Annotated in this window: 23 protein-coding genes; 6 read left to right on the top strand and 17 right to left on the bottom strand. The window is 68.2% G+C overall.

Annotated features, from left to right (window positions below; genetic code table 11):
• Positions 1-5: 5 nt before the first annotated feature.
• A complete protein-coding gene (locus BW733_RS09755; RefSeq protein WP_077350063.1) occupies positions 6-1,496 on the bottom strand; it encodes a cytochrome ubiquinol oxidase subunit I in 1,491 nt (496 codons plus the stop codon).
• A gap of 78 nt (positions 1,497-1,574) precedes the next feature.
• Here BW733_RS09755 and BW733_RS09760 point away from each other — a divergent pair, with 78 nt between their 5' ends.
• Both BW733_RS09760 and cynS read left to right on the top strand, forming a co-directional pair.
• A complete protein-coding gene (locus BW733_RS09760) occupies positions 1,575-1,928 on the top strand; it encodes a BlaI/MecI/CopY family transcriptional regulator (protein ID WP_077350065.1) in 354 nt (117 codons plus the stop codon).
• A gap of 116 nt (positions 1,929-2,044) precedes the next feature.
• Positions 2,045-2,488 (top strand): cyanase, encoded by a 444-nt coding sequence (gene cynS, locus BW733_RS09765; protein WP_077350067.1) that lies wholly within the window; start codon positions 2,045-2,047, stop codon positions 2,486-2,488.
• A gap of 57 nt (positions 2,489-2,545) precedes the next feature.
• Here the strand turns inward: cynS and BW733_RS09770 are convergent, their stop codons facing one another.
• Both BW733_RS09770 and BW733_RS09775 read right to left on the bottom strand, forming a co-directional pair.
• Positions 2,546-3,775, bottom strand: coding sequence for a PPK2 family polyphosphate kinase (locus tag BW733_RS09770; protein WP_077350069.1), 1,230 nt, complete (start codon positions 3,773-3,775; stop codon positions 2,546-2,548).
• 169 nt (positions 3,776-3,944) lie between these two features.
• Complete coding sequence (locus BW733_RS09775) at positions 3,945-4,805, bottom strand: VOC family protein (RefSeq protein ID WP_077350071.1); 861 nt, start codon at positions 4,803-4,805, stop codon at positions 3,945-3,947.
• Positions 4,806-5,010: 205 nt separating this feature from the next.
• Between BW733_RS09775 and BW733_RS09780 the strand changes: the two genes are divergently transcribed.
• Positions 5,011-5,625: a tyrosine-protein phosphatase gene (locus tag BW733_RS09780; protein ID WP_077350073.1), complete on the top strand. Its 615-nt coding sequence runs from the start codon at positions 5,011-5,013 to the stop codon at positions 5,623-5,625.
• Between the two features lie 50 nt (positions 5,626-5,675).
• On the opposite strand, the gene BW733_RS09785 is transcribed toward BW733_RS09780, so the two are convergent.
• The 5 genes from BW733_RS09785 to BW733_RS09805 all read right to left on the bottom strand — a co-directional run bounded on the left by BW733_RS09785 (position 5,676) and on the right by BW733_RS09805 (position 11,070).
• Entirely contained in the window at positions 5,676-7,673 is a 1,998-nt protein-coding gene (locus tag BW733_RS09785) for an ABC transporter ATP-binding protein (protein ID WP_269466370.1), read from the bottom strand.
• On the bottom strand, positions 7,670-9,415 hold the full coding sequence (locus BW733_RS09790; protein WP_237268142.1) for an ABC transporter ATP-binding protein: 1,746 nt from the start codon (positions 9,413-9,415) through the stop codon (positions 7,670-7,672). Before BW733_RS09790 ends, BW733_RS09785 begins: the two co-directional genes overlap by 4 nt.
• Positions 9,412-9,897: a TetR/AcrR family transcriptional regulator gene (locus tag BW733_RS19400; RefSeq protein ID WP_237268143.1), complete on the bottom strand. Its 486-nt coding sequence runs from the start codon at positions 9,895-9,897 to the stop codon at positions 9,412-9,414. The genes BW733_RS09790 and BW733_RS19400 overlap by 4 nt, the downstream gene beginning before the upstream one ends.
• A gap of 168 nt (positions 9,898-10,065) precedes the next feature.
• Positions 10,066-10,449 (bottom strand): hypothetical protein, encoded by a 384-nt coding sequence (locus tag BW733_RS09800; protein ID WP_077350078.1) that lies wholly within the window; start codon positions 10,447-10,449, stop codon positions 10,066-10,068.
• 60 nt (positions 10,450-10,509) lie between these two features.
• Positions 10,510-11,070: a YbjQ family protein gene (locus BW733_RS09805; RefSeq protein WP_161490202.1), complete on the bottom strand. Its 561-nt coding sequence runs from the start codon at positions 11,068-11,070 to the stop codon at positions 10,510-10,512.
• A gap of 474 nt (positions 11,071-11,544) precedes the next feature.
• On the opposite strand from BW733_RS09805, the gene lysS reads away from it, so the two are divergent.
• Both lysS and BW733_RS09815 read left to right on the top strand, forming a co-directional pair.
• Positions 11,545-13,062 (top strand): lysine--tRNA ligase, encoded by a 1,518-nt coding sequence (lysS, locus tag BW733_RS09810; protein WP_077350082.1) that lies wholly within the window; start codon positions 11,545-11,547, stop codon positions 13,060-13,062.
• A 70-nt stretch (positions 13,063-13,132) separates the two neighbouring features.
• Positions 13,133-14,005, top strand: a complete 873-nt coding sequence (locus tag BW733_RS09815; RefSeq protein ID WP_077350084.1) for a DUF4031 domain-containing protein — start codon at positions 13,133-13,135, stop codon at positions 14,003-14,005.
• 406 nt (positions 14,006-14,411) lie between these two features.
• Here BW733_RS09815 and BW733_RS09820 read toward each other — a convergent pair whose 3' ends face one another.
• Together BW733_RS09820 and BW733_RS09825 are read right to left on the bottom strand one after the other, a co-directional pair.
• On the bottom strand, positions 14,412-15,065 hold the full coding sequence (locus BW733_RS09820; protein WP_077350086.1) for an HAD family hydrolase: 654 nt from the start codon (positions 15,063-15,065) through the stop codon (positions 14,412-14,414).
• Positions 15,062-15,346, bottom strand: coding sequence for a cell division protein CrgA (locus tag BW733_RS09825; protein WP_077350088.1), 285 nt, complete (start codon positions 15,344-15,346; stop codon positions 15,062-15,064). The genes BW733_RS09820 and BW733_RS09825 overlap by 4 nt, the downstream gene beginning before the upstream one ends.
• 137 nt (positions 15,347-15,483) lie before the next feature.
• On the opposite strand from BW733_RS09825, the gene BW733_RS09830 reads away from it, so the two are divergent.
• A complete protein-coding gene (locus BW733_RS09830; protein ID WP_237268144.1) occupies positions 15,484-16,257 on the top strand; it encodes a DUF881 domain-containing protein in 774 nt (257 codons plus the stop codon).
• 12 nt (positions 16,258-16,269) lie between these two features.
• Here the strand turns inward: BW733_RS09830 and BW733_RS09835 are convergent, their stop codons facing one another.
• From BW733_RS09835 to BW733_RS09865, 7 genes are all read right to left on the bottom strand, one after another.
• The gene (locus BW733_RS09835) at positions 16,270-16,908 is read right to left on the bottom strand and encodes an aminodeoxychorismate/anthranilate synthase component II (RefSeq protein WP_077350090.1); all 639 of its coding nucleotides are present in this window, start codon (positions 16,906-16,908) and stop codon (positions 16,270-16,272) included.
• Positions 16,909-16,973: 65 nt separating this feature from the next.
• Positions 16,974-18,869: a Stk1 family PASTA domain-containing Ser/Thr kinase gene (pknB, locus tag BW733_RS09840; RefSeq protein ID WP_077350091.1), complete on the bottom strand. Its 1,896-nt coding sequence runs from the start codon at positions 18,867-18,869 to the stop codon at positions 16,974-16,976.
• Positions 18,870-18,936: 67 nt separating this feature from the next.
• Positions 18,937-20,364 carry a peptidoglycan D,D-transpeptidase FtsI family protein gene (locus BW733_RS09845; RefSeq protein WP_077350093.1) on the bottom strand — a complete coding sequence of 476 codons (1,428 nt, stop codon included), beginning with the start codon at positions 20,362-20,364 and terminating at the stop codon, positions 18,937-18,939.
• The gene (locus tag BW733_RS09850) at positions 20,361-21,755 is read right to left on the bottom strand and encodes an FtsW/RodA/SpoVE family cell cycle protein (RefSeq protein WP_077350095.1); all 1,395 of its coding nucleotides are present in this window, start codon (positions 21,753-21,755) and stop codon (positions 20,361-20,363) included. The genes BW733_RS09845 and BW733_RS09850 overlap by 4 nt, the downstream gene beginning before the upstream one ends.
• On the bottom strand, positions 21,755-23,080 hold the full coding sequence (locus BW733_RS09855; RefSeq protein ID WP_077352880.1) for a PP2C family protein-serine/threonine phosphatase: 1,326 nt from the start codon (positions 23,078-23,080) through the stop codon (positions 21,755-21,757). Before BW733_RS09855 ends, BW733_RS09850 begins: the two co-directional genes overlap by 1 nt.
• A 121-nt stretch (positions 23,081-23,201) precedes the next feature.
• A complete protein-coding gene (locus tag BW733_RS09860) occupies positions 23,202-23,663 on the bottom strand; it encodes an FHA domain-containing protein FhaB/FipA (RefSeq protein ID WP_077350097.1) in 462 nt (153 codons plus the stop codon).
• Positions 23,664-23,666: 3 nt separating this feature from the next.
• Complete coding sequence (locus BW733_RS09865; RefSeq protein WP_077350099.1) at positions 23,667-24,362, bottom strand: FHA domain-containing protein; 696 nt, start codon at positions 24,360-24,362, stop codon at positions 23,667-23,669.
• Positions 24,363-24,450 lie beyond the last annotated feature (88 nt).

Raw genomic sequence — 24,450 nt, forward strand, 5'->3', positions numbered from 1 at the left:
CGTCCTCAGTACGCGAAGGTCAGGGGAGCGTCGGGATCCGTCTGTACCTCAACCGGCGCGACCTCGGGCAGGCCCTTCTTCGCGTACTTGAGGAACAGCCAGACTTCCAGCACGGCGAGGCCGCCGTAGATCAGCGTGAACGTGATCAGGGAGAACAGCACCGTCCCGGCCGACACAGTCGGCGAGACGCCGCTTGCCGTCGGCAGGACACCTGCCACCACCCAGGGCTGGCGCCCCATCTCGGTGAAGATCCAGCCGAAGGAGATGCCGAAAAGCGGAAGCAGCGGCATCGCGAACATGGCGACGGTCCAGGGGAGGCCAGGCTTCGGGAGCTTGTCCTTGCGCACCAGCCACAGCGTCAGGATCGACAGGCCGATGCCGACGAAGCCGAAGCCCATCATCAGACGGAACGTCCAGTAGGCGATCGGGATGTTCGGCATCGGGTCGAGGTCCGGGTAGTTGGCGGCGAGCTGGTCGGCGAACTCCTGCTGCAGCTGCGTCTGGGAGCCGTCGAAGCGGCGGAAGCCGTCCTCCTTGAACTCCTCGCGCAGGTCGTTGATGCCCTTGACCGTCTCGTGGCCGGACATGAACGACAGCAGGCCGGGGATCTCGATCGCGAACACCTGCTCGGTTCCCTCGCGGTTGCCGATGGTCAGGATCGAGAAGGGGGCGTTCTCGGTCGTGTTGAACAGGCCCTCGGCCGCGGCCATCTTCATGGGCTGCACCTCGGTCATGGCCCGCGACTGCTGGTCGCCGGAGATGACGGTGGCGACCGAGGCGGCCAGCATCACCCAGGCGCCGAACTTCACGGCGAACCGGTAGGTCTTCTCGTCGCCAGGTGTGGCCTCGCCGTCCTTGCGGATCTTTCCGAGGTGCCAGCCGGCGACGGCGGCGATCAGGCCACCGGCGACCATGTAGGCGGAGGCGATCACGTGGGGGAAGGTGACCCAGAGGATCGGGTTGGCCAGCACCTCGAGGAAGCCCTCGACGCCAGCGATCTCGGCGCGACCGGTCGCCTCGTTGAAGGTGGTTCCGACGGGGTTCTGCATCCACGAGTTCGCGGCGAGGATGAAGATCGCCGAGAGCATGGTGCCGAACGCCGCGGCGTAGATCGTGAGGAGGTGGATCTTCTTCGGCAGCTTGTCCCAGCCGAAGATCCACAGCCCGATGAAGGTCGACTCGAGGAAGAAGGCCAGCAGCGCCTCGAGCGCGAGCGGCGCGCCGAAGACGTCACCGACGAAGCGCGAGTACTCGGACCAGTTCATCCCGAACTGGAACTCCTGCACGATGCCGGTCACCACGCCGAGGGCGAAGTTGATCAGGAACAGTTTGCCGAAGAACTTGGTGAGTCTCAGATAGGCGTCCTTGCCCGTCTTGACCCACATCGTCTGCAGAACCGCGACCAGCATCGACATCGCGATGGTGATCGGAACAAAGAGGAAGTGGTAGACGGTCGTGATGCCGAACTGCCACCTGGCCAGGGTCACCGAGTCCATGCTCAAAACGTACTACGCAATGTCGTAAAACGACAACCTGTCGCAATCTTGGGGGCCTCATGCCCTTATGCTTACGCCATGGCGTCGCGAGGAGAGCTTGAACAGCGCGTGATGGAGCTGCTGTGGTCCTCCAGCGCGCCCTTGAGCGTCGCTGATGTGCACTCCCTCCTGTCGAGCGAGCGCGAGCTCGCCTACACCACCGTCATGACCGTGCTCGACCGGCTCTCGAAGAAGGGGCTGGTCGACCGTGAGCTCGTCTCACGTGCCTGGCAGTACCGGGCTCACTCCTCCCAGGCCGAGGTCATCGCCCGCGAGGTCTGTGGCCTGCTCTCCGAGGTGAATCCCGAGGTGCGCGCCGAGGCCCTGCGGTTGGTCTCCATGTATCTGACCGACGACGAGCGTGCCGCCGTCGCCGACAACGTGCGCATCTGAGTCGACGCTCGCCCGCTCCGTGCCGGGTCCATGCCAGACGCGAATCGCCTTTTCCGGCGCGCCTTGGCTAGGTTTGGCAGAACCATTCAGATAAACACGCGAAGGAGCGGTGCATCATGAACGAGGCCAAGGCGAAGGCTGCCGAGGAGATCCGGGCGGCGAAACAGAGGGAGGGACTCTCCTGGGCCGAGATCGCCGAGGCGATCGGCAAGCCGAAGGAGTGGACCGTCTCCGCCCTCCTCGGGCAGCATCCCGTCCCCGAGGCTGCGGCGGTGAAGGTGGGCGAACTGCTCGGGCTCAGCGACGAGTCGGTGCAGGCGCTGCAGCGTCAGCCCTACCGGACGGGGCTTGGCGATGCTGCCAACGATCCGACGATCTACCGCTTCATCGAGGCGATCAACGTCTACGGCCCGGCGATCAAGGAGTTGATCCACGAGGAGTTCGGCGACGGGATCATGAGCGCGATCAACTTCAAGCTCGACGTGTCCCGACGGCCCGACCCCTCGGGTGACCGGGTCGTGGTGACCCTCGACGGCAAGTTCCTCGACTACAACTGGTGACCGGGTCGGCGGCACCGGCCTCGGTGCCGCCGTCATCGGTTCATGGGATGAGTCGGCTCACTTCTTGTCCTTCTTGCCCTTCTTCTTGGTCTTCTTCGAGTCGTCCTTCGTCTTTGACTTCTTGGCGGCCTTGTCCTTGACCTTTTCGTCGACGGCGATCGCGTCCGCGGAGGCGGGGATGGTGGCCGCGGTCGCGGCCGCGAGGTCGGGGGCCATCTCCTCGAGCAGGGCCTGCTTGTCCTCAAGGGTCGTGGCGAGGTCGGCCTCGAGTTCGGCCCGGCGCGACTCGATCGCGGCGATCGCCGACTCGCGGGTCGCGTCGTCCGCGTGGGCGTCGCGCAGTTCGGCGGCCTCGAGGCTGACGTCCATGCTCGCGTCGATGGACTTCTGCACAATGCCGGCGGTCTCGGCGACGGACTCGGCGTACAGCTCGGGCGACATCGTCTTCGCCAGCCTTCGCCGCTGGACGTCCGGGCTCCAGCGCACGCGTGGCCACTTCAGCTCCATCTCGATCAGGGCCCGGGTGAGGATCTCCGTGATGGCGAGGCGCGGGTACCACTTGCGGTCGGCGGGCAGCACATACCAGGGTGCGTGCTCCGTCGAGGTGCGGCGGAAGACGTCGGCATACGCCTCCTGGAACTGGTCCCACTTGGAGCGGGTGCCCAGGTCGCCGGTGGAGTACTTCCAGCGCTTGTCCGGTCGGTCGATGCGTTCCATCAGGCGCCTTGCCTGCTCGTCGTAGGACGGCATCAGGGCGAACTTCAGCACGGTCGTCCCGCCGTTGACGAGGGTGCGCTCCCAGCGGTTGATCTCGGCGAAGCGCGGCTCCCACACGTCCTGGTCGACCAGGTTGTCGACGCGCACGACGAGCACGTCCTCGTACTGCGAACGGTCGAAGACGCCGATCAGGCCCGGCTTCGGAAGGGCCTTCTTGATCCGCCAGAGGTAGTGGTGGCTGCGCTCCTCAGCGGTCGGCACCCCGAAGCTCCTGAGGGCGACGCCCTGCGGGTCGACCATGCCCATCACGTGGCGGACGATCCCGCCCTTTCCAGCGGTGTCGAGGCCCTGGATGATCACCAGGACGTTGCGCTTGCCGCCCGCGCGCCCGTTGGCGAAGAGGCGTTCCTGCAGTTCGGAGAGGAGCTTTCCGCGCTCGGCGGTCAACGTCTCGGCGGCGGCCTTGTCCCCGGTGAACCCGGGGGTCGAGGCGCGGTCGAGGCTGTCCAGGTCGAACTCTTCGCCCGCCCGCAGCGCCTCGCGCGGGTCAACGGTCCACAGGTCAGACATCGGTGTCCTCTCGTCGTCGGATGGAGAGAGAGTCTAGTGGCCGCCGTCCGAGGTTGTCTGATGCTATGCGGGTATCCGACCGCCGCCGATCGACGGCCGTCAGGGGGCTGCGTGGATGAAGAGCGGCGGCCCCTACGAAGGGACGGGTGCCGCCGCCCAGTTCATGGGTTCAGCCGACCGACAGGCGGATCTCGTTGTTCCAGGGGTCGAGCACCGACATCGTCCTGCCGTCGAAGGTGGGCTGGAAGCCCTTGTGGCGGAGGCGCTCCTCGGCGCGACCCAGCTCGTCTGACTGCGGAACGAGGATGTCGACCACGCCCATGCCGAGGGTGTTCTGGCGAGGCCCGGCGCCCGCCGAGTTCCACACGTTCATCGCCATGTGGTGGTGGTAGCCGCCCGCCGAGACGAACAGCGCGTTGCCCGGCATGGCGAAGGTCTCGTCGAAGCCGAGCCCGTTGACGTAGAAGCCGCGGGCCGACTCGAGGTCGCCGACCTGCAGATGGACGTGGCCGAGCGTCGCCTCGGTAGGCGCCATCGTGGCCAGGTCGACGCCCGCCAGGTGGCGGTTCACGAACTCGTTCGGGTCGACGTAGAGGGTGTCCATCTGGACCTTCCCGTCGATCCAGGTCCACTGGTCGCGCGGGCGGTCGTGGTAGAGCTCCACGCCGTTGCCCTCCGGGTCGGTGAAGTAGAAGGCCTCCGAGACGAGGTGGTCGCCGGTTCCTGCGTACCGGTCGGCGTAGGAGTTGGCCATGCTGACCACGGTCCTGGCGAGCGCCTTCGGATCGTCGTAGAGGACGGCGGTGTGGAAAAGGCCGGCCTCGTTGCGACGGGCGGGGCGCAGGTCCTTCGATTCGGTGAGCCGGACGATCGGCCGTCCGCCGTGGCCGAGCGTCACGGCTCCCGGCTCGTCGCTGATCGGCTCGAGTCCGACGCCTTCGGTGTAGAAGGCGAGCTGGCGTTCCATGTCACGGACCCGCAGCTCGAGGCGACCCATGTGGGTCTCGGGGGCGAAGCTCTCGGTGGTCATCTCAATCCATACTTGTCTCTACAAAGGTTTAAGCTTCAACTATTCTATCACGATGTGGCTCCAGCGCAAGGGCGGGTAAGAGGGGGCGACCGGATGGTTCCTCTGGCAGGCAGGCGGCATGACCCGCCAGCGACTCGTCCATCTCGCAGGGACCCACAACACTCCGTGACACCGGTGGCTACCGCGCCGGTGCCTCCGTGACGCGATGGGAGCGCTCTTCAGGTCGGATGTCATCCACCGGATCGACGACGCCGGGCGCAGGAAGCTGGCTGAGCTGGGCGTGAGCCGCGTCGTCGACCTGCGCAGCGACCATGAGATCGATGCCGCACCCAACCTCGTCGACGGGCTCGGTATCACTGTGCACCGCGTGCCCGTCTTCGACGGTGCGGCGCCGACGGCGCAGATCCCGCAGGACATCACCCTTGGCGCGCTCTGCCGGAACATCGTCGACGTGCCGGACGGCGGGTCGGTCGTCGTGCACTGCACGGCGGGCAAGGACCGCACGGGCCTCGTGGTCGCCCTCGGCCTCGCTGCGGCGGGGCTCGCCCGCGGCGATGTCGTGTCGGACTACGCGCTGACTGAGGGAGACCTCCGCGGAGCCTGGGCCGATGCGATGCTCGCCGGAATCGTGGCCAAGGGCATCGAGTTGACCCCTGGGCTGATCGAGATGGTGAGGGCCAGCCCGGCGTCTGTGATGGAGGAGGTTCTCGCCGACCTCGAGGCCGCCCATGGCACCGTCGCCGGGTGTCTGCGGGCCAACGGCCTCTCGGAGGCGGAGCTGTCGGCCGGCGTCCATCGTGGAGGGCCGCACCCCGGCTGAGACGACGAGACCCCGCCACCTGCCTGGGTGACGGGGTCTCGAGGCGGCACTCAGCTGGCCTGCTCGGCCTCCACCTGGTCGATGGCGCCGGAGAACTGCGACTGGTACAGATCGAAGTAGACGCCCTTCTTCTCCAGCAGCTGCTGGTGGTTGCCCTGTTCGACGATGGCGCCGTTCTCCATGACGAGAATCAGGTCGGCGTCGCGGATCGTCGACAGGCGGTGCGCGATCACGAACGACGTGCGCCCGCTGCGCAGAGCGGACATGGCGTGCTGGACCAGCAGTTCCGTGCGGGTGTCGACCGAGCTCGTCGCCTCGTCGAGGATCAGGATGCTCGGATCGGCGAGGAAGGCGCGCGCGATCGTGATCAGCTGCTTCTCGCCGGCGGACACGTTCGAGCCCTCCTCGTCGATGACCGTGTCGTAGCCCTCGGGCAGCGAGTGGACGAAGCGGTCGACGAAGGTCGCCTTCGCGGCCTCCATGATCTCCTCCTCCGTGGCGTCGGGCCGGCCATAGGCGATGTTCTCGCGGATGGTGCCGCCGAACAGCCACGTGTCCTGCAGCACCATGCCCATGCGCGAGCGCAGCTCGCCGCGCGGCACCGTCGAGATGTCGGTGCTGTCGAGCATGATCCGCCCGCCGTCGAGGTCGTAGAACCGCATCAGCAGGTTGACCAGCGTCGTCTTACCCGCGCCGGTGGGTCCGACGATCGCCACCGTTTGGCCCGGCTGGGCGACGAGGTTCAGGTTGCGGATCAGCGGCTTGTCCGGGGTGTAGGAGAAGTCGACGTGCTCGAAGGTGATCCGGCCATTGGCCGTGCCGAGGCGACCTGCCGGTTCGGCCGACATCTCCTCGGCGTCGAGCAGCTCGAAGACGCGCTCCGCGGACGCGACGCCCGACTGGAGCAGGTTCGCCATCGAGGCGACCTGGGTGAGCGGCTGGGTGAACTGGCGCGAGTACTGGATGAACGCCTGGACGTCGCCGATGTTCATGGTGCCCGAAGCGACGCGGAGGCCGCCGATCACGGCGATCACGACGTAGTTCAGGTTCCCGACCAGGAACATGACGGGCATGATGATGCCCGAGATGAACTGGGCGCCGAAGCCCGCCTTGTAGAGCTCCTGGTTACGCCGGTTGAACTCCGCCTCCACCTCGCGCTGACGGCCGAAGACCTTGACCAGCGAGTGGCCGGTGAAGGCCTCCTCGATCTGGGCGTTGAGCTCACCGGTCGACTTCCAGTTCTGCGCGAACAGCTTCTGCGAACGCTTGCCGATCACGCCAGTCACGACCATGGCGATCGGCACCGAGACCAGCGCGACCAGCGCAAGCGTCGGCGAGATCCAGAACATCATCACCAGCACGCCGATCAGCATGAGCAGCGAGTTGAGCAGCTGCGACATGGTCTGCTGCAGCGTCTGCGACACGTTGTCGATGTCGTTGGTGACGCGGCTCAGCACCTCGCCGCGGGCCTGCTTGTCGAAATAGCCAAGCGGAAGCCGGTCGAGCTTGGCCGAGACCTCCTCGCGCATCTTGTAGATGGTGCGCTGGACGGCCCCGTTGAGCACCCAGCCCTGCACGCACGAGAACGCGAAGGAGGCGACGTACAGGCCGAGCACGATCAACAGGACCGAGCCGATTCCGCCGAAGTCGATCCCCTCGCCGGGGACGAAGTCGAGGTTGCGCAGCATGTCTGCCTGGTCGTTCTGGCCCTGGGCGACGAGGCCGTCGATCACCTGCTGCTTTGTGGTGCCAGGGGGCACCTCCTGGCCGACCTGTCGCCCGATGATGCCTGCGAGCATCAGGTCGGTCGCCCTGCCGAGGATCTTCGGGCCGACGACGCCGAGCGCCACGGACAGCACGCCCATGGTGACGGCAACGATCAATCCGACGCGCTGGGGCCTCAGGTTCGACATGAGGCGGCGGAGGGAGACGCCGAAGTTGGCCGCCTTCTCGCCTGTGCCGCCCATGCCGTGGCCGGGGCCGGGGCCGCGCTGGGGGCCGTACTTGGGGCGTTCGTTCGCCTTGACGGGGGTGGTCTTCTCGCTCACGCCGCGGCCTCCTCTGCGCTCAGCTGGGACTCGACGATCTCCTGATAGGTCGGGTTCGACGCGAGCAGTTGCTCGTGCGTGCCCCGTCCGACGATCTCGCCGTCCTCGAGGACGAGGATCTCGTCCGCCGAGGTGATGGTGGACACGCGCTGCGCGATGACAAGCACCGACGCATCGGCCGTCTCGGGCTCGAGCGCGGCACGCAGCCTGGCGTCCGTCGTCACGTCGAGGGCCGAGAAGGAGTCGTCGAAGACATAGACGCTCGGCTTCTTGACGAGGGCGCGCGCGATGGCGAGCCGCTGTCGCTGGCCACCGGAGACGTTGGTGCCGCCCTGCGCGATGGGCGACTCGAGCCGGCCGTCCTTCTCGTACACGAAGTCCTCGGCCTGGGCGACGCGCAGAGCGTCCCAGAGCTCCGGCTCCGTCGCATCGGGCTTGCCATAGCGCAGGTTGGAGGCGATGGTGCCGGTGAACAGGTACGGCTTCTGCGGGACGAGGCCGATCCTCGCCCACAGGTCGTCCGGCTCGTAGTCGCGCACGTCGACTCCGTCGACGAGCACCTTCCCGCCGGTCGCGTCGAAGAGGCGCGGGATGAGGTTGACCAGCGTGGTCTTTCCCGAGCCAGTGGAGCCGATGATGGCCGTCGTCCTGCCAGGGGTGAGGCGGAAACTCAGGTCCTTGAGCACGGGGGACTCGGCTCCCGGGTAGGCGAAGCTGACGTGGTCGAACTCCACGACGCCCTTCGCCGCGGGGGTCGCGGCCGGCTGCTTCGGGGGAGCGACGGAGGTCTCGGTGTCGAGCACCTCCATGATCCGGTCGGCGCTGACGGCCGCACGCGGGGCGAGCATCAGCAGCATCGTCGTCATCATCACCGAGATCAGGATCTGCATCAGGTAGGAGATGAAGGCGGTGAGCTGGCCGACCTGCAGGTCGCCGGTGTCGATCCGATGCGCGCCGAACCACATCACGCCGACCGTCGAGATGTTCATGATGAACGTCACGAACGGGAACAGGAAGGCCATCAGGCGCCCGACCGTCGTGGTGGTGTCGACGAGGTCGGCGTTGGCCCGCTCGAAGCGGCGGCTCTCGTGCGGCTCACGGACAAAGGCGCGCACGACACGGATGCCGGTGATCTGCTCGCGCAGGACCCGGTTCAGCGTGTCGATCTTGGTCTGCATGGCCTGGAACAGCGGGCCCATCTTCGTCACGAGGACGCCGATGCCCGCGCCGAGCACGATGACTGCGACCAGGATGATCCAGGAGAGGCCGACGTCCTCGCGCAGCGCCATGAACACCCCGCCGACCATCGTGATGGGGGCGGAGACGAGCATGACGCAGGTCATGAGCACCAGCATCTGGACCTGCTGCACGTCGTTGGTGTTGCGGGTGATCAGGCTCGGAGCGCCGAACCTGTTCATCTCCTTTGTCGAGAACGACAGCGCCTTGTCGAAGATGGCGGTGCGCACGTCGCGGCCGAACTGCATCGCGGTGTTCGCACCCGCCCACACCGCGCCGATCTGGGCAGCGGCCTGGACGGCGGACAGCAGCAGCATGACGGCGCCGGTGCGCCAGATGTAGTCGGTGTCACCCGTCACGACGCCCTCATCGATGATCCGGGCGTTCAGGGTCGGCAGGTACAGCGACATGATGGTCGCGATGATCTGGAGGACGATCACGACCGACAGGAGGCCCCAATAGGGTCTGACGTAGCGGTTGATGAGCCGCCCGAGTCGGGAAATCACAGTTGATCCTTTCGCAGGGCGCCGCCCAGGGCCATGGAGGCGGCGGTGTCGAGGTCGATCTCGGTGTCCAGGTGCAGGACTGAGCCGGTGGCGAGCAGTCTCAGGAATGAGACGTACTGGGTCGGGGAGAAGCGCAGTTCGTCCGCGTGCTCGGCGAACCGCTCGCTGAGCCATCCGTCGAGCTCGAGGCGCCTGGCCTCCAACTCGTCCTTGATGCAGTGGTCTGGGTGACCCTGCGTGTGGTGGATGGCCATCATCAACGAGCGGATGGTGTCCAGATGCCTGGTCAGCAGGGAGAGGGTCGAGCGGGTCTTCGTCTCGAGGTCAGGGCCGAGGTCGACGCCCTCGAGCATCTCGAGGAGCTTCTCGCGTGAGAAGGCGGAGACGATCGTGGCCTCGACCAGATCCTGGAGCGAGTCGAAGACGCGGAAGATCGTGCCCTCGGCCACGCGGCTCGCCTCCGCGACCTGCCTGGTGGTCACGGCTGTGCCGTGCCGGTGGATGAGGGGGAGTGTCGCTTCGATGATTGCGGCCCGGCGTTGCTCGGGCGGCATAGGGGTTGCACGCGTCACCGGGCCATCGTAATGAGTGAATACTCACTCATCAAATGGCGCCTACCCGAGGTTTTCTGTCGTTCCTGGCACGACGGGTCACACCTGGTCGCCCTGCTCAGCCCTGCGACAGTGCCTCACGCAGCGCCACGAGCAGCCGGGCAACCGTCGTGGCGCGGCCGGAGGCGGTGTCGTCGTGCCCTGTGAGAGGGTGCTCGCCTCGCCGACGAGAGAGGCCCCTTCACCCAACTCGAGGCTGCACTTGACCGCGAGGGCGGTGTCGCTGGGCCAGCAGTCGGCGCCGTCCATCCGCGCGGCGGTGGTCATGGGTCGGGCGGGCGCCTGATCGTCCCCGAACCGGAGCAGGGTGACATTCCCCTGCGGCGCATCCGGGTCGGCGTCCACGGTGTAGGACCCCGTCGCCGACAGTGCGGAGCCGGAGGACAGCCAGCCCTCGACCGCGAGCCAAGCAGGCGAGGTCACAGGGGGGCAGCGCCGTCAGCGCCGACCGCCACGGCGCCGTGGCGCGGGGTTCGCGGTCGCTCAGCCGCGAAGGGTAACCGCGGTGCCGTAGGCGGTCAGCTCGGTCACGGTCTCGCTGATCTTCCCGCCGTCGAAGCGGACCCCGATGATGGCGTGCGCACCCGCCTCCTGGGCCTGCTGCACCATGGCGCCGATCGCGTCCTGTCGCGCAGCGGTGTTGACGTAGCCCATCTCTGGGTTGTGCGCCATGTCGCGGGGTCGGGTCGCGATGCCGACGACGACGCCGACCACTGCGTCGATCTCGAGGCCGGGCAGGGTCTCGGTCGTGCTCACGGGGAGGGCGAAGCTGACGAAGCTCGGACGGCGCGGATCCACGTCACGCTGCGGAAGCGGCGAGATCGGCTCGGGGACTGGCTGCGCGCCCGGGGTCGTTACGTCGGCGGGGCGCGGGGAGGCCGACTCCTGGGATGGCGGGGCCGACCCCTGCGGCTGATCCTGCGCTGGCTGCGACCAGGTCGCCGAGGGCTGCTGGGCGGCAGGCTGACCCGATCCGTGCGGCTGCTGTCCGGGGGCGGATGGCTGATCGCGCTGCGCCCGGGGCTGCGGCTTCGGGGGCTTCACCGGGGCGGAGCCCTGGGGGTGCGGTGCGGCGGTGCGTGGCTGGGTTGGGGCGGAGCCTTGGGGTTGCGGTGCGGCGGTGCGTGGCTGGGCCGGCTGCGGGTTGGAGTGTGTCAGAGGCTGACCGCCCCGGGGAAGGCGTATCGGAGGGCCGGGCTGAGGGCGTGGCCTCGGCGTTCCTGCTGATCCCATCGGCGGCTGGCTCATCCCGACAGCCTACTGGCAGGTCGTTTCGTCGGCCCCGGTTGCGGGCTCGTGGTCGGGTTTCACCTTGAGCACTTTTCCGGGTTCGTTAGCGCTCAGGCGCGGTGGGAACGGTTCCGGGTGCAACGAGTTCGGGAAAGTGCTCATCGCAGCCTCCCTCCCGCAGCGCGGCGAGCTACCCGCGCGCGATGGGTTCCGCGCGCGGGTCGGGCTTCATCGCACCCTCTCCCCACGGTGCACCGCGAAATGGCCCACCGTGTCCCGGACGGTAGGATGTCGGCCGTGACCGACACGCCTGAACAGATGCCAAGCGACTCCGAGCAGACCACCATCCGCAAGGAGAAGCGCGAGCGTCTCCTGAGCGCAGGCGTGCAGGCGTATCCGGCCGACCTCGTGCGGACCCACAGCCTCAAGCAGATCCGCGACGGCTGGGGTCACCTCGAGGCCGGCGAGGAGACGCAGGACGTCGTGTCCACCGGCGGCCGCGTCGTGTTCATCCGCAACACCGGAAAGCTCGCCTTCGCCACGCTGCAGGACGGCTTCACGCCCGACGAGAACGGCGAACGGCTGCAGGTCATGCTCTCGCTCGCCGAGGTCGGCGAGGAAGCGCTCGCGGCGTGGAAGTCCGACGTGGACCTCGGCGACTTCGTCTGGGTGACCGGTCGGGTCATCTCGTCGCGCCGCGGCGAGCTGTCCATCATGGCGACCGAATGGAAGATGGCGGCCAAGGCGCTGCGCCCGCTGCCCGTCATGCACAAGGACCTCTCGGAGGAGGCCCGCGTCCGTCGTCGCTACGTCGACCTGATCGTCCGCGACGAGGCCCGCGACATCCTCCGGAAGCGCTCGGCCATCACCCGTGCCGTGCGCGACTGCCTGTACGACCGCGGCTTCCTCGAGGTCGAGACCCCGATCCTCCAGTTGGTCCACGGAGGCGCCGCCGCGCGCCCGTTCGAGACCCACATCAACGCGTTCGACATTGACATGTCGCTGCGGATCGCGCTCGAGCTGCACCTGAAGCGGACCATGGTCGGCGGCGCCGACCGCGTCTTCGAGATGGGGCGCGTCTTCCGCAACGAGGGCATCGACTCGAGCCACTCTGCCGAGTTCACCATGCTCGAGGCCTACATGTCGTGGGGCGACCAGCAGACGGTTGCGCGCCTGATCCAGGACATCGTTGTCGCCTCGGCCGACGCTGTCGGCTCCCGGGTGGTCGAGACGTCGAAGGGCGAGATCAACCTCGACGGCGAATGGGCCTGGGTGCCCGTGTACCCGGCGCTCTCGGAGAAGGTCGGCGAGGAGATCACCGTCGACACCCCGCTCGAGAAGCTGCAGGCCATCGCCGACGCCCACGAGATCGAGTACGACCCCAAGCACGGCGCGGACAAGATGGTGATGGAGCTGTTCGAGGAGCTCGTCGAGCCCTCGCTGATCCAGCCCACCTTCGTCTACGACTACCCGTCGATCGCGCAGCCGCTCGCTCGCCCGCACCGCGCAGAGCCGGGAAAGGTCGAGGCCTGGGACCTGATCATCGGGGGCATGGAACGCGGAACGGGATTCACCGAACTCGTCGACCCGGTCGTCCAGCGCGACGTGCTTGTCGCGCAGTCGCTGAAGGCCGCCGCGGGCGACCCCGAGGCGATGCAGCTCGACTCCGACTTCATCGAGGCCCTCGAGTACGGCGTGCCGCCGATGGGAGGCCTCGGCCTCGGCATCGACCGCCTGATCATGCTGCTGACCGGAGTAGGCATCCGCGAGACGATCCTCTACCCGCTGCTGCGTCCCCAGGGCTGAGCCTCTGCGGCGGGGCGCGCCCGTCCCTCGATCCGGTTAGGTTGGTGGGAACAGGCAACCGAGGAGCCCCATGGCGGTACTGATCGACCCACCACGCTGGCCCGCGCACGGCACGGTGTTCGGCCATCTCGTCTCCGACTCCTCGCTCGACGAGTTGCACGCCTTCGCCGCCCGGGCGGGCCTGCCGACGCGCGCCTTCGACCACGACCACTACGACGTTCCCGAGTCCCGTTACGCGGTCCTTGTCGAGGCGGGTGCCCTTCCGGTCGACGAGCGCGAGCTCGTCCGGCGGCTCGTCGCCTCCGGGCTCAGGGTCCGAGTGCCGGACAAGACTCCGACCCGCGCCCAGGCGCTCGAGCTGCTGCGCGCCGACTGGGCCAGCTACGGCCTTCCCGGATCGATCCGCGACGACCTGCTGGCCCGCTGGTCGCAGCCACACCGGCACTACCACGACGTGCGGCACCTCGCGTCCTGCCTCGGGGCCCTCGACGCGCTCGGCGGCACCGGACGGGCGGTCCGGCTGGCGGCCTGGTTCCACGACGCCGTCTATGACGGCAGGCCGGGCGAAGACGAGGAGTCGTCCGCCCAGCTCGCGGTCGAGCTGCTCACCGGGATCGTGGACTCCGATGAGGTCGACGAGGTGGCGCGACTCGTCCGGATGACCGCGGACCATCGCCCCGACGACGAGGCGGCCGCCCTCCTGTCCGACGCCGACCTATCGGTGCTCGGCCAGCTCCCCGGCAGGTACCACGTGTATCTGCGCGACGTCCGGCTCGACTACGCGCACGTCGACGACGAGGCCTGGCGGCGCGGTCGGCTGGACGTCGTCGACTCGCTGCTCGCCCTCGAGCCGCTCTTCCATACCGAGACCGGCCGACGGCTGTGGCAGGCGGCGGCAGTCGCCAACCTTGCAGCGGAGCGGGCCACCCTCACGCGGGGATGAGTGACGATCCCACGCCGAGTCGTCGCAGTGGCGTGGCCAAACCTGCGACGCCGTGCCCGCGACGAGCACCTCACTGGTACGGGCCGACGCCTGCGCCCCCCAGCGGGGGCCTGGACGCGGTCCGGGCAGGGAGACGATGAGCACTATTCGGGACTCGTTGACCGTCCAGCCGCGTTGTCTGCAGTCAATGCAGAACCAGGCGTGACGAACCCGGAAAAGTGCTCAAGATGACAGACCGGCCGCGCCGACGCAGAGCCCCTCGCGGGCCCCGTAAGCGGCCCCGGCAGGGGGAGCAGACGAGCACCTTCCTGGCCTGGTAGCGGTGTCGTCCGGAGAGTGCGGCAGGGTCAGGCGACGAGGCGGGCCAAAACGACGAGGCAGGGTCAGGCGTCTCCCCGCAGCAGGGTCAGGCGATGCGGCTGATCCGGACGCCCTCGTCGGTGTTCTCGAACGACAGGTCGGCGAGGGTGTCGACGCACCAGTCGGCGCCGATTTCCTGGTCAGTGTGGTGCGTTCGGATGCCGATCGTCGCGCAGCCGGCGTCGCGAGCACCACGCACACCGGCCGGAGCGTCCTCGAGCACCACGCAGCGCGCCGGGTCGACGCCCAGACGATCGGCGGCCAGCAGGAACGAGTCGGGGGCAGGCTTGCCGTTGACGACCATGTCGCGCGTGACCGTCACGTCGGGCAGCGGCAGCCCGGCCGCGGCCATCCTTGCCGTGATCAGCCGGTCGGTGCACGAGGTGGCGATGGCCAGGCGTGCCTGGGGAACGGCATCCAGAGCGGCGACGGCGCCCGGCAGCGGCACCACGCCCTCCGTGTTGGACGACTCGAGCTCGTCGATCCGCAGCCCCGCGGCGGGCGCGATGTCGGCGGGGAGCAGGATCCGGGCGACTGCCTCCGTCGGCATGCCCGTGTACCGTTTCGCCTCTTCGAAGTCGATGCCGTACTCGTCGGCGAAGATGCGGTAGGCCCGCATCATCGAGGCGTGCGAGTCGGCGAGGGTGCCGTCGAAGTCGAAGACGACCGCGTCGAAGACACCCAGCAGGGTTCGGCTCACTTCCAGAGCGTCATGAAGGAGAAACAGGCGACGATCAGCCCGAGGCCGATCGCGACGTTCCAGTCGCCAAGCGCACGCATGAACCCGATCGACTGGCCTGCGAGGTTGTAGACGACCATCCAGGCGACGCCGAGCAGGCCGACTGGGATGAAGACGGCGGGAACCCAGTTGCGGCTGGTCGGAGCGAGACGCGCGGTCTCTGCTCGCTTCTCTGCGAGCTCGACCTTGTCCCGGGACTTCTTCCTGGACTCGGCCTTGTTGCGGACCTTGGACTCGGGCACGGGTGCCTCCTCTAGCTGTCTTCTGACCGGCTAAGCCTAATTGAGCCGGACCCGATTGCCCACTTTCGCCCCGCACGCGTCACCGCGGCTGCCCGCTGAGGGCCGTGGCCGAGGCGGCGGCAGGTACGCTGGCGGGCATGAGTCTCTGGGGTCGCATCGCGCAGCGGGTTCCGCGCGTGCGCGCCAACATCGGCCGCAACCAGGAGCGGCGCCGATCCCCGAAGGGACGCATCGCAACAGTCCTGGTCTGCGTGCTCGCCGGGCTCATGATCACGGTCGCCGCCATCGCCGCCCGCGGCACCGACCTGCGCAGCGACCGCGGCGCCGACCTACGCGACCTGATCGTCACCCAGGGTCAACGCAACGAGGAACTACGCGACCAGGCCGCGTCGCTCAATGCCGAGGTGAACAGCCTCACCGATGCCCAGCCGGGCAGCATCGACCTCACGCAGGTGACGGCGGCGGAGGAGAACGCGAGCCTCGTCCCCGTCACGGGGCCGGGTGTGCGGGTGACCCTGACCGACGCCCCCAACGACGTGAAGCCGGCAGGCGTCGACGACGATGCCCTCGTGGTGCACCAGCAGGACATCCAGGCCGTGGTCAACGCCCTCTGGGCCGGTGGGGCCGAGGCGATGACCATCCAGGGCCAGCGGGTGATCTCCACCACCGGCATCAAGTGCGTCGGTAACACGGTCGTCCTGCACGGCATCCCTTACGCCCCGCCCTACGTGATCGAGGCGATCGGCGACCAGGAGGGCCTCATGGCCGGGCTCGACGACTCCCGCGCGGTCCAGATCTACCGCCAGTACGTCGATGCGTACGGGCTCGGCTACTCGGCCGAGAAGCGCGACGCCCTCGAGTTGCCCGGCTACAGCGGCCAGGTGGGCCTGCGGCACGCCAGGCAGGGGTGACGCCGGTTCTCCTCAGCTGAGGGTCGTCGACACCAGCGGGCTGAGCCCGACCGCCCGGACAGGGGCGCCCTCGTCGCCGCACTCGGCGAGCCAGTTGGCCAGCATCTGGTAACCACCCTCCGTGAGCACCGACTCCGGATGGAACTGGACCGCCTCGACGGCGAGCTCGCGGTGCCGCACGGCCATGATCACGCCCGTGTCGGTGCGGGCCGTCACCTCGAGCACCTCGGGCACCGTGTCCTCGACGATCGCGAGCGAGTGGTAGCGGGTCGTCGTGACCGGCGACGGCAGGCCGGCGAAGACGCCGACCCCGTCGTGGAAGACGGGCGAGGTCTTGCCGTGCAGCAGTTCGGGGGCCCGGTCGACCACGCCGCCGTAGGCGACGGCGATCGACTGCAGGCCGAGGCACACGCCGAACAGCGGAAGCACTCCGCCGAGGGTACGCACGACCTCGATGCACACGCCCGCCTGCTCGGGTGTGCCGGGACCGGGGGAGAGGAGCACGCCGTCGAAGCTGGCATGCCAGTCGGCCTCGTCGAAGCGTGGGTCGTCGTTGCGCCACACCTCGACCTCGGAGCCGATCTGGGCGAGGTAGGAGACGATGTTGTAGACGAACGAGTCGTAGTTGTCGATGACGAGGATGCGGGCCACGGGGCAATAATGCCATCGGCCACCCTCAAGGTTCAGAGGGTGGCCGATGGCTGGTCAGGCGGAGGTCAGGACTCCTCGCCGCCCGGCGTCTGGGACGCGCTGGGCGGCGGGCTCGCCTCGGCCTTTGCGACCGTGATGGTGATCGGCTCGCTGCGTGGAGCGGTCGCGCCGGCCTTCGGGTTCTGGTCGGTGACCTGGCCGGGCTGCGCACCGAGCACGACCTTCTCCTCGACCGTGACCTGGAAGCCTGCGTTGCGCGCCCGCTCGGTGGCGGCTGCCGCGGGGATGCCCGTCAGCTCCGGCACGACCGAGTTGCCGGTCGCGACGGTGAGCGTGATCTCGGTGTCGGCGGAGGCCGTCGAGCCGACCGGCGGGTTGATGGCAGTCACCTCGCCCGGGGCGGCGTCGGGACTCTCCTGGCTGGGGTCGGCGTCGACCCGCTTCACGTTCGTGAAGCCGAGGTCGGTGAGGACCGCCTCCGCCTGGTCGACGGACAGGCCGAGCACCGAGTCGGGGATCGTCTGCTGTTCGGGGCCGGTGGAGACGATCAGCTCAACCGGCGTCCCCGGGTCGAACTCGCCGGTGCGCGGGTTCTGGTCGATGACGGTGCCCGCCTCCTCGTCGCTAGCCCGCTCGGTGATCTTGTACGTGAACCCCAGACCTCGCAGTTCGCCGACGGCCTCGGTCTCGTTCATACCGATGACGTTGGGCACCGCAATCTTCGGCGTGGGGCTCGGGCTCGGCGTGGGCGTGGGCGACGGCGTGCTGGGTTCGGCAGTCGGGCTGGGAGCGGGGGAGACGGCGGTCGGGGTCGGGCTTGGCGTGGGGTTCGGCCCGGTCCTCGGCGGGTTGAGCAGCATCACGAGTCCGATGATCAGGCCGATCACGACGAGGCCTGCGATCACCAGAAGAGCGATCAGGCCCTTCTTGGACTTCGGCTCCTCGTCTTCGGGCGGAAGCTCATCGACCGGTGGCTCGTCGATCGGGGACGGCACGGGCGCGGGAGTGACCGCCGTCGCCGCGGGGGTGACGCCGCGCCTCGCGGTCGTCGTCATCGGGTCGCTGGGGATCATCCTGGTCGGCTGATCGGCCTGGTTCATCGCCAGCACCGGCTCGCCCGCGAGGCAGCGGTTGATGTCGTCTCGCATCTCGCCGGCGTCCTGGTAGCGGTCGCGGGCGTCCTTCTCCAGCGACTTCAGCACGATGGCGTCCATCGCGGGGGTGATCTCGGGGTCGAGCTGCGACGGCGGGACGGGGATCTCGCGAACGTGCTGATAGGCGACCGACACGGGCGAGTCGCCCTTGAACAGCGGCTGCGAGGTGAGCAGTTCGTACAGCAGGCAGCCGACGGAGTAGATGTCTGAGCGGTTGTCGACCTTCTCGCCGCGGGCCTGCTCGGGGGAGAGGTACTGGGCGGTGCCGATGACGGCGGCCGTCTGGGTCATGGTGGCCGACGTGTCGGCGACGGCGCGGGCGATGCCGAAGTCCATCACCTTGACGGTGCCGTTCGGCGTGAGCATCACGTTGGCCGGCTTGATGTCGCGGTGCACGATGCCCGCCCGGTGGGCGTAGGCGAGCGCGTCAAGCACGCCTGCGGTGAACTCCAGGGCACGCTCGGGCACGATCTTGCGGCCGTCGCGCAGCACCTCGCGCAGGGTGACGCCCTCGACGAGCTCCATCACGATGTAGGGCACCGACACGTCGGAGACGGCGTCGCGCTCCTCGCCGGTGTCGTAGACGGCGACGATGTTGGGGTGGTTCAGGCCGGCCGCCGACTGCGCCTCGCGCCGGAACCGGGCCTGGAAGGTCGGGTCGCTCGCCAAGTCGACACGAAGCCGCTTGACCGCGACGTCGCGCTCAAGTCGGATGTCACGGGCGCGCCACACCTCGGCCATGCCGCCGCGCCCGATGATCGCATCGAGCTGGTAGCGGCCGCCGAGCAAGGCTCCTCGCTCTGTCATCGCTGCCGATCCTTTCGGTTTGTCATGCACCATCTTGCCGAATGGTTATGAGAGGAGTCTGAGAACTTCACCGGAGCGCCTCCAGAACCTTGCGGAAGATGGGTGCGGCGAGTTTGCCGCCGGAGATGTCGTCGCGTGCCACGTCAGCGTCCTCGACGAAGGCCACGATCGCGACCTTCGGGTCCTCGGCGTACCCGACGAACCACGCGTAGGGCGGGCGGTCGGGAGCGGTCTGGGCCGTTCCCGTCTTGCCTCCGATGGTCACGCCGGAGATCTGGGCGGGGGTTCCCGTCCCGTCCTCGACGGTGGCGACCATCATCTGGCGCAGCAGTTCTGCGGTCGACTCGCTGACCGGCCGCGACTGCTCCTGCGGGGAGGTCGAGCTGAGCACCGTGAGGTCGCGGTTGGTGACGGTGCTGACCAGGTAGGGCTTCATCATGCGGCCGTCGTTGGCGATCGCGGCGACGACCTGCACCATCTGGAGCGGCGAGGCGGCCACGTCGTACTGGCCGATCGCCGTCAGCGCGGTCTGCGCCTCGTCCAGCTCGCCCGGGAAACGCGACTTGGCGGCGGCGATGTCGACGGTGGGGTCCTGGTTGAAGCCGAAGGCCTCCGCCATCTGGGTCATCTTGTCCGCGCCGAGCTCGAGGCCGAGGTTGCCGAACGCCGTGTTGCAGGAGGTCTGCATCGCCTGCTGGATCGTGACCCGGTCACCGCCGCAGTTGGTCGAGTTGCCCATCGAGCGGCTCGAGTTGGGCAGGGGAAGCGAGTCGGGGGCGTCGACCATGGTGTCTGGCACCATGCCGTCCTCCAGGGCGGCCGCCGCAGTGATCAGCTTGAAGGTCGATCCGGGCGGGTACACCTCGCGGGTGGCGCGGCCCTTGAGCGGCTCGTCGTCGGCGTTGAGCAGCTCGCTCCACGCCCTCTGCGCTTCGCCGAGGTCGACGGTGGCAAGCAGGTTGGGGTCGTAGGTGGGGGTCGACACGAGGCTGAGGATCTCGCCCGTCTCGTAGTTCATCGCCACGACCGCGCCCCGCTTGTCGCCGAGCGCGTCGACGGCGGCCTTCTGGGCGGCAGGATTGAGCGTGGTCTGGACGTTGGCTCCGGACGACTGGCGCCCGGTCAGCAGGTCGATCACGCGGGCGAACGACTGCTCGGACGACGTGCCAGCGAGTTGCTGGTTGAACGACTGTTCGAGGCCGGAGCGGCCGTAGTCGTAGGAGTACCAGCCCGTCACGGAGCTCCACAGCTCGCCGTCGGGGTAGGTGCGCACGAACGGGAACCGCCCGCTGCGGGGGACCGACTCGGCGATCGGCTCGTTGCCGACGAGGATGGCGCCGCGGTTGCGGGAGAACTCGGCGTCGCGGACCCGTCGGTTGCGGGTGTCGTTGTTGAGGGAATCGGTGCGCACCACCGAGATCCAGGTCGTGTTGACCAGCAGCGCTGCAAGCAGGAGCGACACGAAGATCGTCACCTTGCGGATGGGTCCGTTCATCGGGAGATCACCGCCGTGTGGGCCTCGAGGTCGCCTACCTCCTGCGGGGCGGCGGTGGCCGCCTGCGGCATGCGGGCCCGGTGCGAGATGACCATCAGGATGCCGATGATGATCCAGTTGGCGATCAGGCTGGAGCCGCCCTGGGACATGAACGGCGTGGTGAGGCCGGTGAGCGGAAGCAGACGGGTGACGCCGCCGATGATGGCGAACACCTGCAGCGCGAACACGAAGCTGAGCCCCGCGGCAAGCAGCTTGCCGAAGCCGTCTGGCGCGGTGAGCGCGGTCTTGAAGCCGCGGGCGATCAGGAGGCCGTAGACCATGATGATCGCCATCAGGCCGAGCACCCCGATCTCCTCACCGAGGGCGGCGGCGATCATGTCGCTCTTCGCAAGCGGGGTGAGGCCGGGCCGTCCGAGGCCCCAGCCGCGCCCGAAGAGGCCACCCCAGGCGAACCCGAACTGGGCGCTGATGATCTGCAGGTTCTTGTCATAGTCGCTGAACGGATCGAGCCAGGCGTTGACCCGTCGCGGGACATGGTTGGTGAACTTGTACGCGGCGAGTGCCGCCCCGATGAAGAGGGTGCCTGCGAGGATCGGCCATGCAGGCCGCTCCGTCGCGATGTAGATCATCACGGTGAAGAGGCCGAAGAACAGCAGCGAGGTGCCGAGGTCGTTCTGGAACACCATGACGGCGAGCGAGGCGCCCCACATGATCATGATCGGGCCGAGGTCGCGGGCCCGCGGCAGTTCGATGCCGAGGAAACGCCGTCCGGCGAGCGCCAGCACCTCGCGCTTCTCGTAGAAGTACGCCGCGAACGCGATGGCGAGCATGATCTTGGCGATCTCGGCAGGCTGGAAGGAGAACCCGGCGACCCGGATCCAGATCTGCGCTCCACCCGAGGCGTGGCCGATGCCGGGCATCAGGGGCAGCAGGAGCAGGAAGAGACCGCCGATGAACATCAGGTAGGGGTAGCGCTGGAGCCGGCGATGGTCGCGCAGGACGATGATCACGGCAGCGAACAGGATCAGTCCCAGCCCGGTCCAGATCAGCTGGGTCATCGAGTCGTCCTTGATCGGTTCCGGGATCTGGTCGATCCGGTAGATCATGGCGAGCCCGAGCCCGTTGAGTAGGAAGACGCACGGCAGGATGATCGGGTCGGCATAGGGCAGCAGGAAGCGCACGACCAGGTGCGCGGCGACGCCCATGCCGTACCAGATGCAGGCCACCACGATGAGGTTCGACGGCAGCTCGCCGTAGAGGTTCAGATCCGTGATGATCCAGCCGGCGAAGCCGAACGACTGGGCCAGCAGCAGGAGCAGAAGCTCCACGCCGCGGCGCTTGCGGTAGACGATGACCTCGTCGGAGACCGCTGGCTGCACTTGCTCGGACATCAGCAGGCCTCCGGGTCGGCCTCTTCGGTGGCCGTCGGTGTCGCGGTGATGCCGAGGTTGCCCTCCTGGACGCTCGGGGAGGCGGTCGGGTGGAGGGGAAGCCCGGGGCCGGGGGTGCCGGTGGGCCGGGGAGTCGGGGAGACCGTGATCGTCGGCTTCGGCTTCTGACGCTCGCGCCTGACCTCGACGCAGCGCTCGGCCAGGACGCGCAGCTCGGTGGTGGTTCCCTTCGCGGCCTCGGTGCTCTGGACGGCGATCGTCTGCTCGACCTGGCGTCGGAAGAAGCGTGGCAGGTCGGCGACGGGGATGTCGGTTCGTTCGACCAGCGTCGACATGTCGATGCCGAGGAAGCCGCCCGGGAGGCCGTTGTAGACGGCGACGTATCCGTCGTCGGCGCCCACGAAGTAGCGGCTCTTACCGTAGGCGTACAGGCCCCATGCGCCGCCGCCGAAGACCAGCGCGATCGCGAGGATCAGGGCCAGCAGGCCTGGCCAGCGGCGCTTGTGGTCCTCCGGCGCGTAGCGGGCCACCTCGGTGGCGTCGTGCTCCGGGGAGTTATCCGGCTCCGGCTTCGGGTACGGCGCCCCCTTGTCGGTGCCGCCTCGTTCCATGGCCAGCTGGCCGGTGCGGGGGATCTTCACCTCGGTGGCGGACCCGACGAGCACGCCTTCGACGGCGTCGAGCTCGTCGTCCTGCTCGGTCACCTCGCCGATGATGACGGTGATGTTGTCGTGCCCGCCGTTGTCGTTGGCGGCCTGCGCGAGCTGCGCCGCCGCCTCGTCGAGGTCCTCGGTGGCGAGCAGTTCGGCGATGGTGTCGTCGTCGATCAGCCCGCTGAGGCCGTCGGAGCAGAAGAGGAGTCGGTCGCCCAGTTCGGCGTCGATCAGCTCGTAGTCGGGATCGAACTGGTTCTGCCCGTTGAGCACCTTTAGGATCAGCGAGCGGTGGGGATGCACGGCCGCCTGGGCGGGGGTGATCTTTCCCTCGTCGATCAGCGACTGCACCCAGGAGTGGTCATGGGTGACCTGCGTCAGCTCACCGTCGCGGAGCAGGTAGCCGCGCGAGTCGCCGATGTGGGCGAGGCCGAACTGCTCGCCGTTGAACAGGGCGCCGCAGAAGGTGGTGCCCATGCCGTCGAGCTGCAGGTCCTCGTCGATCAGATCGGTGAGCTTCGCGTTGGCCCGCGCCATCATGCCTGCGATCCGCTCGAGCATCTCCTCGCCGTCGGCCGCACGATGGTCCGAGCGGGCAGCCTCGGTGGAGGCGACGGCGGAGGCGAGGTCTCCAGCGGCCGCTCCGCCCATGCCGTCGGTGACGAGCAGCATGGTCGGCGAGGCGTAGCCGGCGTCCTGGTTGTTCTTTCGGACCCGGCCGACCTCGGAGTGGGCGGCGAAGCGGAGGCTGAACACTAGTGGCGCGCCCCCGGAATCTGGATGCGGTTCGTCACTAGATCTCCAGCCTCATCAGCGTCTTGCCGATGCGCACGACGTCGCCGACGGTCACCTTGACGGGCTCCGTGACCGGCTTGCCGTTCAGGTAGGTGCCGTTGGTCGACTGGAGGTCGGTGAGGATCCAGGTGGTGGGGTCCTTCTGCACGAGCTGGGCGTGGCGGGCGGAGGCGTAGTCGTCGTCGAGCAGGAGGGTCGAGTCGGCTGCGCGACCGAGGTTGATCACCGGTTCGACGGGGACGGAGGCGCCCTGCTGGGGGCCGGCGGTGATCGCGAAGCGGGTCGGCAGCTTGGAGCGCCCCTTACCGCGGCCGCGGTCGGCCGGGATGGCCGTCAGCGAGGACGCGGGCACGCGCCGTCCGAAGAGGTCCGTGCGCACGGTGTTGGCCACGAACAGGATGAACAACCACAGCAGGACCAGGAATACGATCTTGATCGCCGCGACAATCAGGTCTGACACGGTCTAGGACTCCGACGGGGTGTAGATCAGCATGCGTGTGTTGCCGATCTCAATCCGGGCGCCCTCCCCGACGCGGGTCTTGCTGATCCGACTCCCGTTGACGTGGACTCCGTTCGTGGAGCCGAGGTCCTCGATGGTGATCACCGGATGGGCCGGGTCACCGGAGACGTTGATGACGGCGTGGCGACGCGAGACGCCGGGGTCGTTGAGGCGGAGATCGGCCTCGGTGCCGCGGCCGATCACGAGGCCCGGCGGGACGAGCGGGTGGCGCACGCCGTTGACCTCGAGCACGAGCTGGCCTGCGGACGTCGGGCGCGCCGAGTTCTGTGAGGAGACGGCCTCGCTCGCGACGGTGAACTGCCCGGTGGGGAGGGATTCGTCGAGCACGTAGTCGATCGAGATCGGGCCGTTGAAGACGTAGTGCCGGTCGGCCGCGTGGTCGCGGATGCCTGGCAGGATCTCGGCGTTCAGCGTCTTGGAATACGGGGCGAGGCGGTCGTAGTCGGCCTGGGAGAGGCCGATCCGGAACGCGTTGGGCACGAGGCGCTTGTCGCGGCTCAGGAGCTTTGCCTCGGCGTCCAGCTCACGCTGGATGCCTGCGACGATTTCCACTGGGTGCACGTACCCTTTGAAGGCACGTGCAAACACCTTGCCGACGGCGGATTCGATCCGCTTCTCGGCTTTGTCAAAGACCCCCATGTGCCTCCTTCCCACGCGTCAGACTAGTCAATAACCATCCGAAGTCTACCTGCAGGCCGGACTCCGGCGCGTCCCGCTGCGGTAGGAA

The organism is Tessaracoccus flavescens (assembly GCF_001998865.1).
Lineage (GTDB): Bacteria > Actinomycetota > Actinomycetes > Propionibacteriales > Propionibacteriaceae > Arachnia > Arachnia flavescens.

Bases quoted from the DNA above. Each gene is read 5' to 3' on its own strand.
- BW733_RS09755 (WP_077350063.1), bottom strand. From the start codon at position 1,496: ATGGACTCGGTGACCCTGGCCAGGTGGCAGTTCGGCATCACGACCGTC.
- BW733_RS09760 (WP_077350065.1), top strand. From the start codon at position 1,575: ATGGCGTCGCGAGGAGAGCTTGAACAGCGCGTGATGGAGCTGCTGTGG.
- cynS (WP_077350067.1), top strand. From the start codon at position 2,045: ATGAACGAGGCCAAGGCGAAGGCTGCCGAGGAGATCCGGGCGGCGAAA.
- BW733_RS09770 (WP_077350069.1), bottom strand. From the start codon at position 3,775: ATGTCTGACCTGTGGACCGTTGACCCGCGCGAGGCGCTGCGGGCGGGC.
- BW733_RS09775 (WP_077350071.1), bottom strand. From the start codon at position 4,805: ATGACCACCGAGAGCTTCGCCCCCGAGACCCACATGGGTCGCCTCGAG.
- BW733_RS09780 (WP_077350073.1), top strand. From the start codon at position 5,011: ATGGGAGCGCTCTTCAGGTCGGATGTCATCCACCGGATCGACGACGCC.
- lysS (WP_077350082.1), top strand. From the start codon at position 11,545: ATGTCGGCCGTGACCGACACGCCTGAACAGATGCCAAGCGACTCCGAG.
- BW733_RS09815 (WP_077350084.1), top strand. From the start codon at position 13,133: ATGGCGGTACTGATCGACCCACCACGCTGGCCCGCGCACGGCACGGTG.
- BW733_RS09830 (WP_237268144.1), top strand. From the start codon at position 15,484: ATGAGTCTCTGGGGTCGCATCGCGCAGCGGGTTCCGCGCGTGCGCGCC.
- pknB (WP_077350091.1), bottom strand. From the start codon at position 18,869: ATGACAGAGCGAGGAGCCTTGCTCGGCGGCCGCTACCAGCTCGATGCG.
- BW733_RS09845 (WP_077350093.1), bottom strand. From the start codon at position 20,364: ATGAACGGACCCATCCGCAAGGTGACGATCTTCGTGTCGCTCCTGCTT.
- BW733_RS09850 (WP_077350095.1), bottom strand. From the start codon at position 21,755: ATGTCCGAGCAAGTGCAGCCAGCGGTCTCCGACGAGGTCATCGTCTAC.
- BW733_RS09855 (WP_077352880.1), bottom strand. From the start codon at position 23,080: ATGCTGCTCGTCACCGACGGCATGGGCGGAGCGGCCGCTGGAGACCTC.
- BW733_RS09865 (WP_077350099.1), bottom strand. From the start codon at position 24,362: ATGGGGGTCTTTGACAAAGCCGAGAAGCGGATCGAATCCGCCGTCGGC.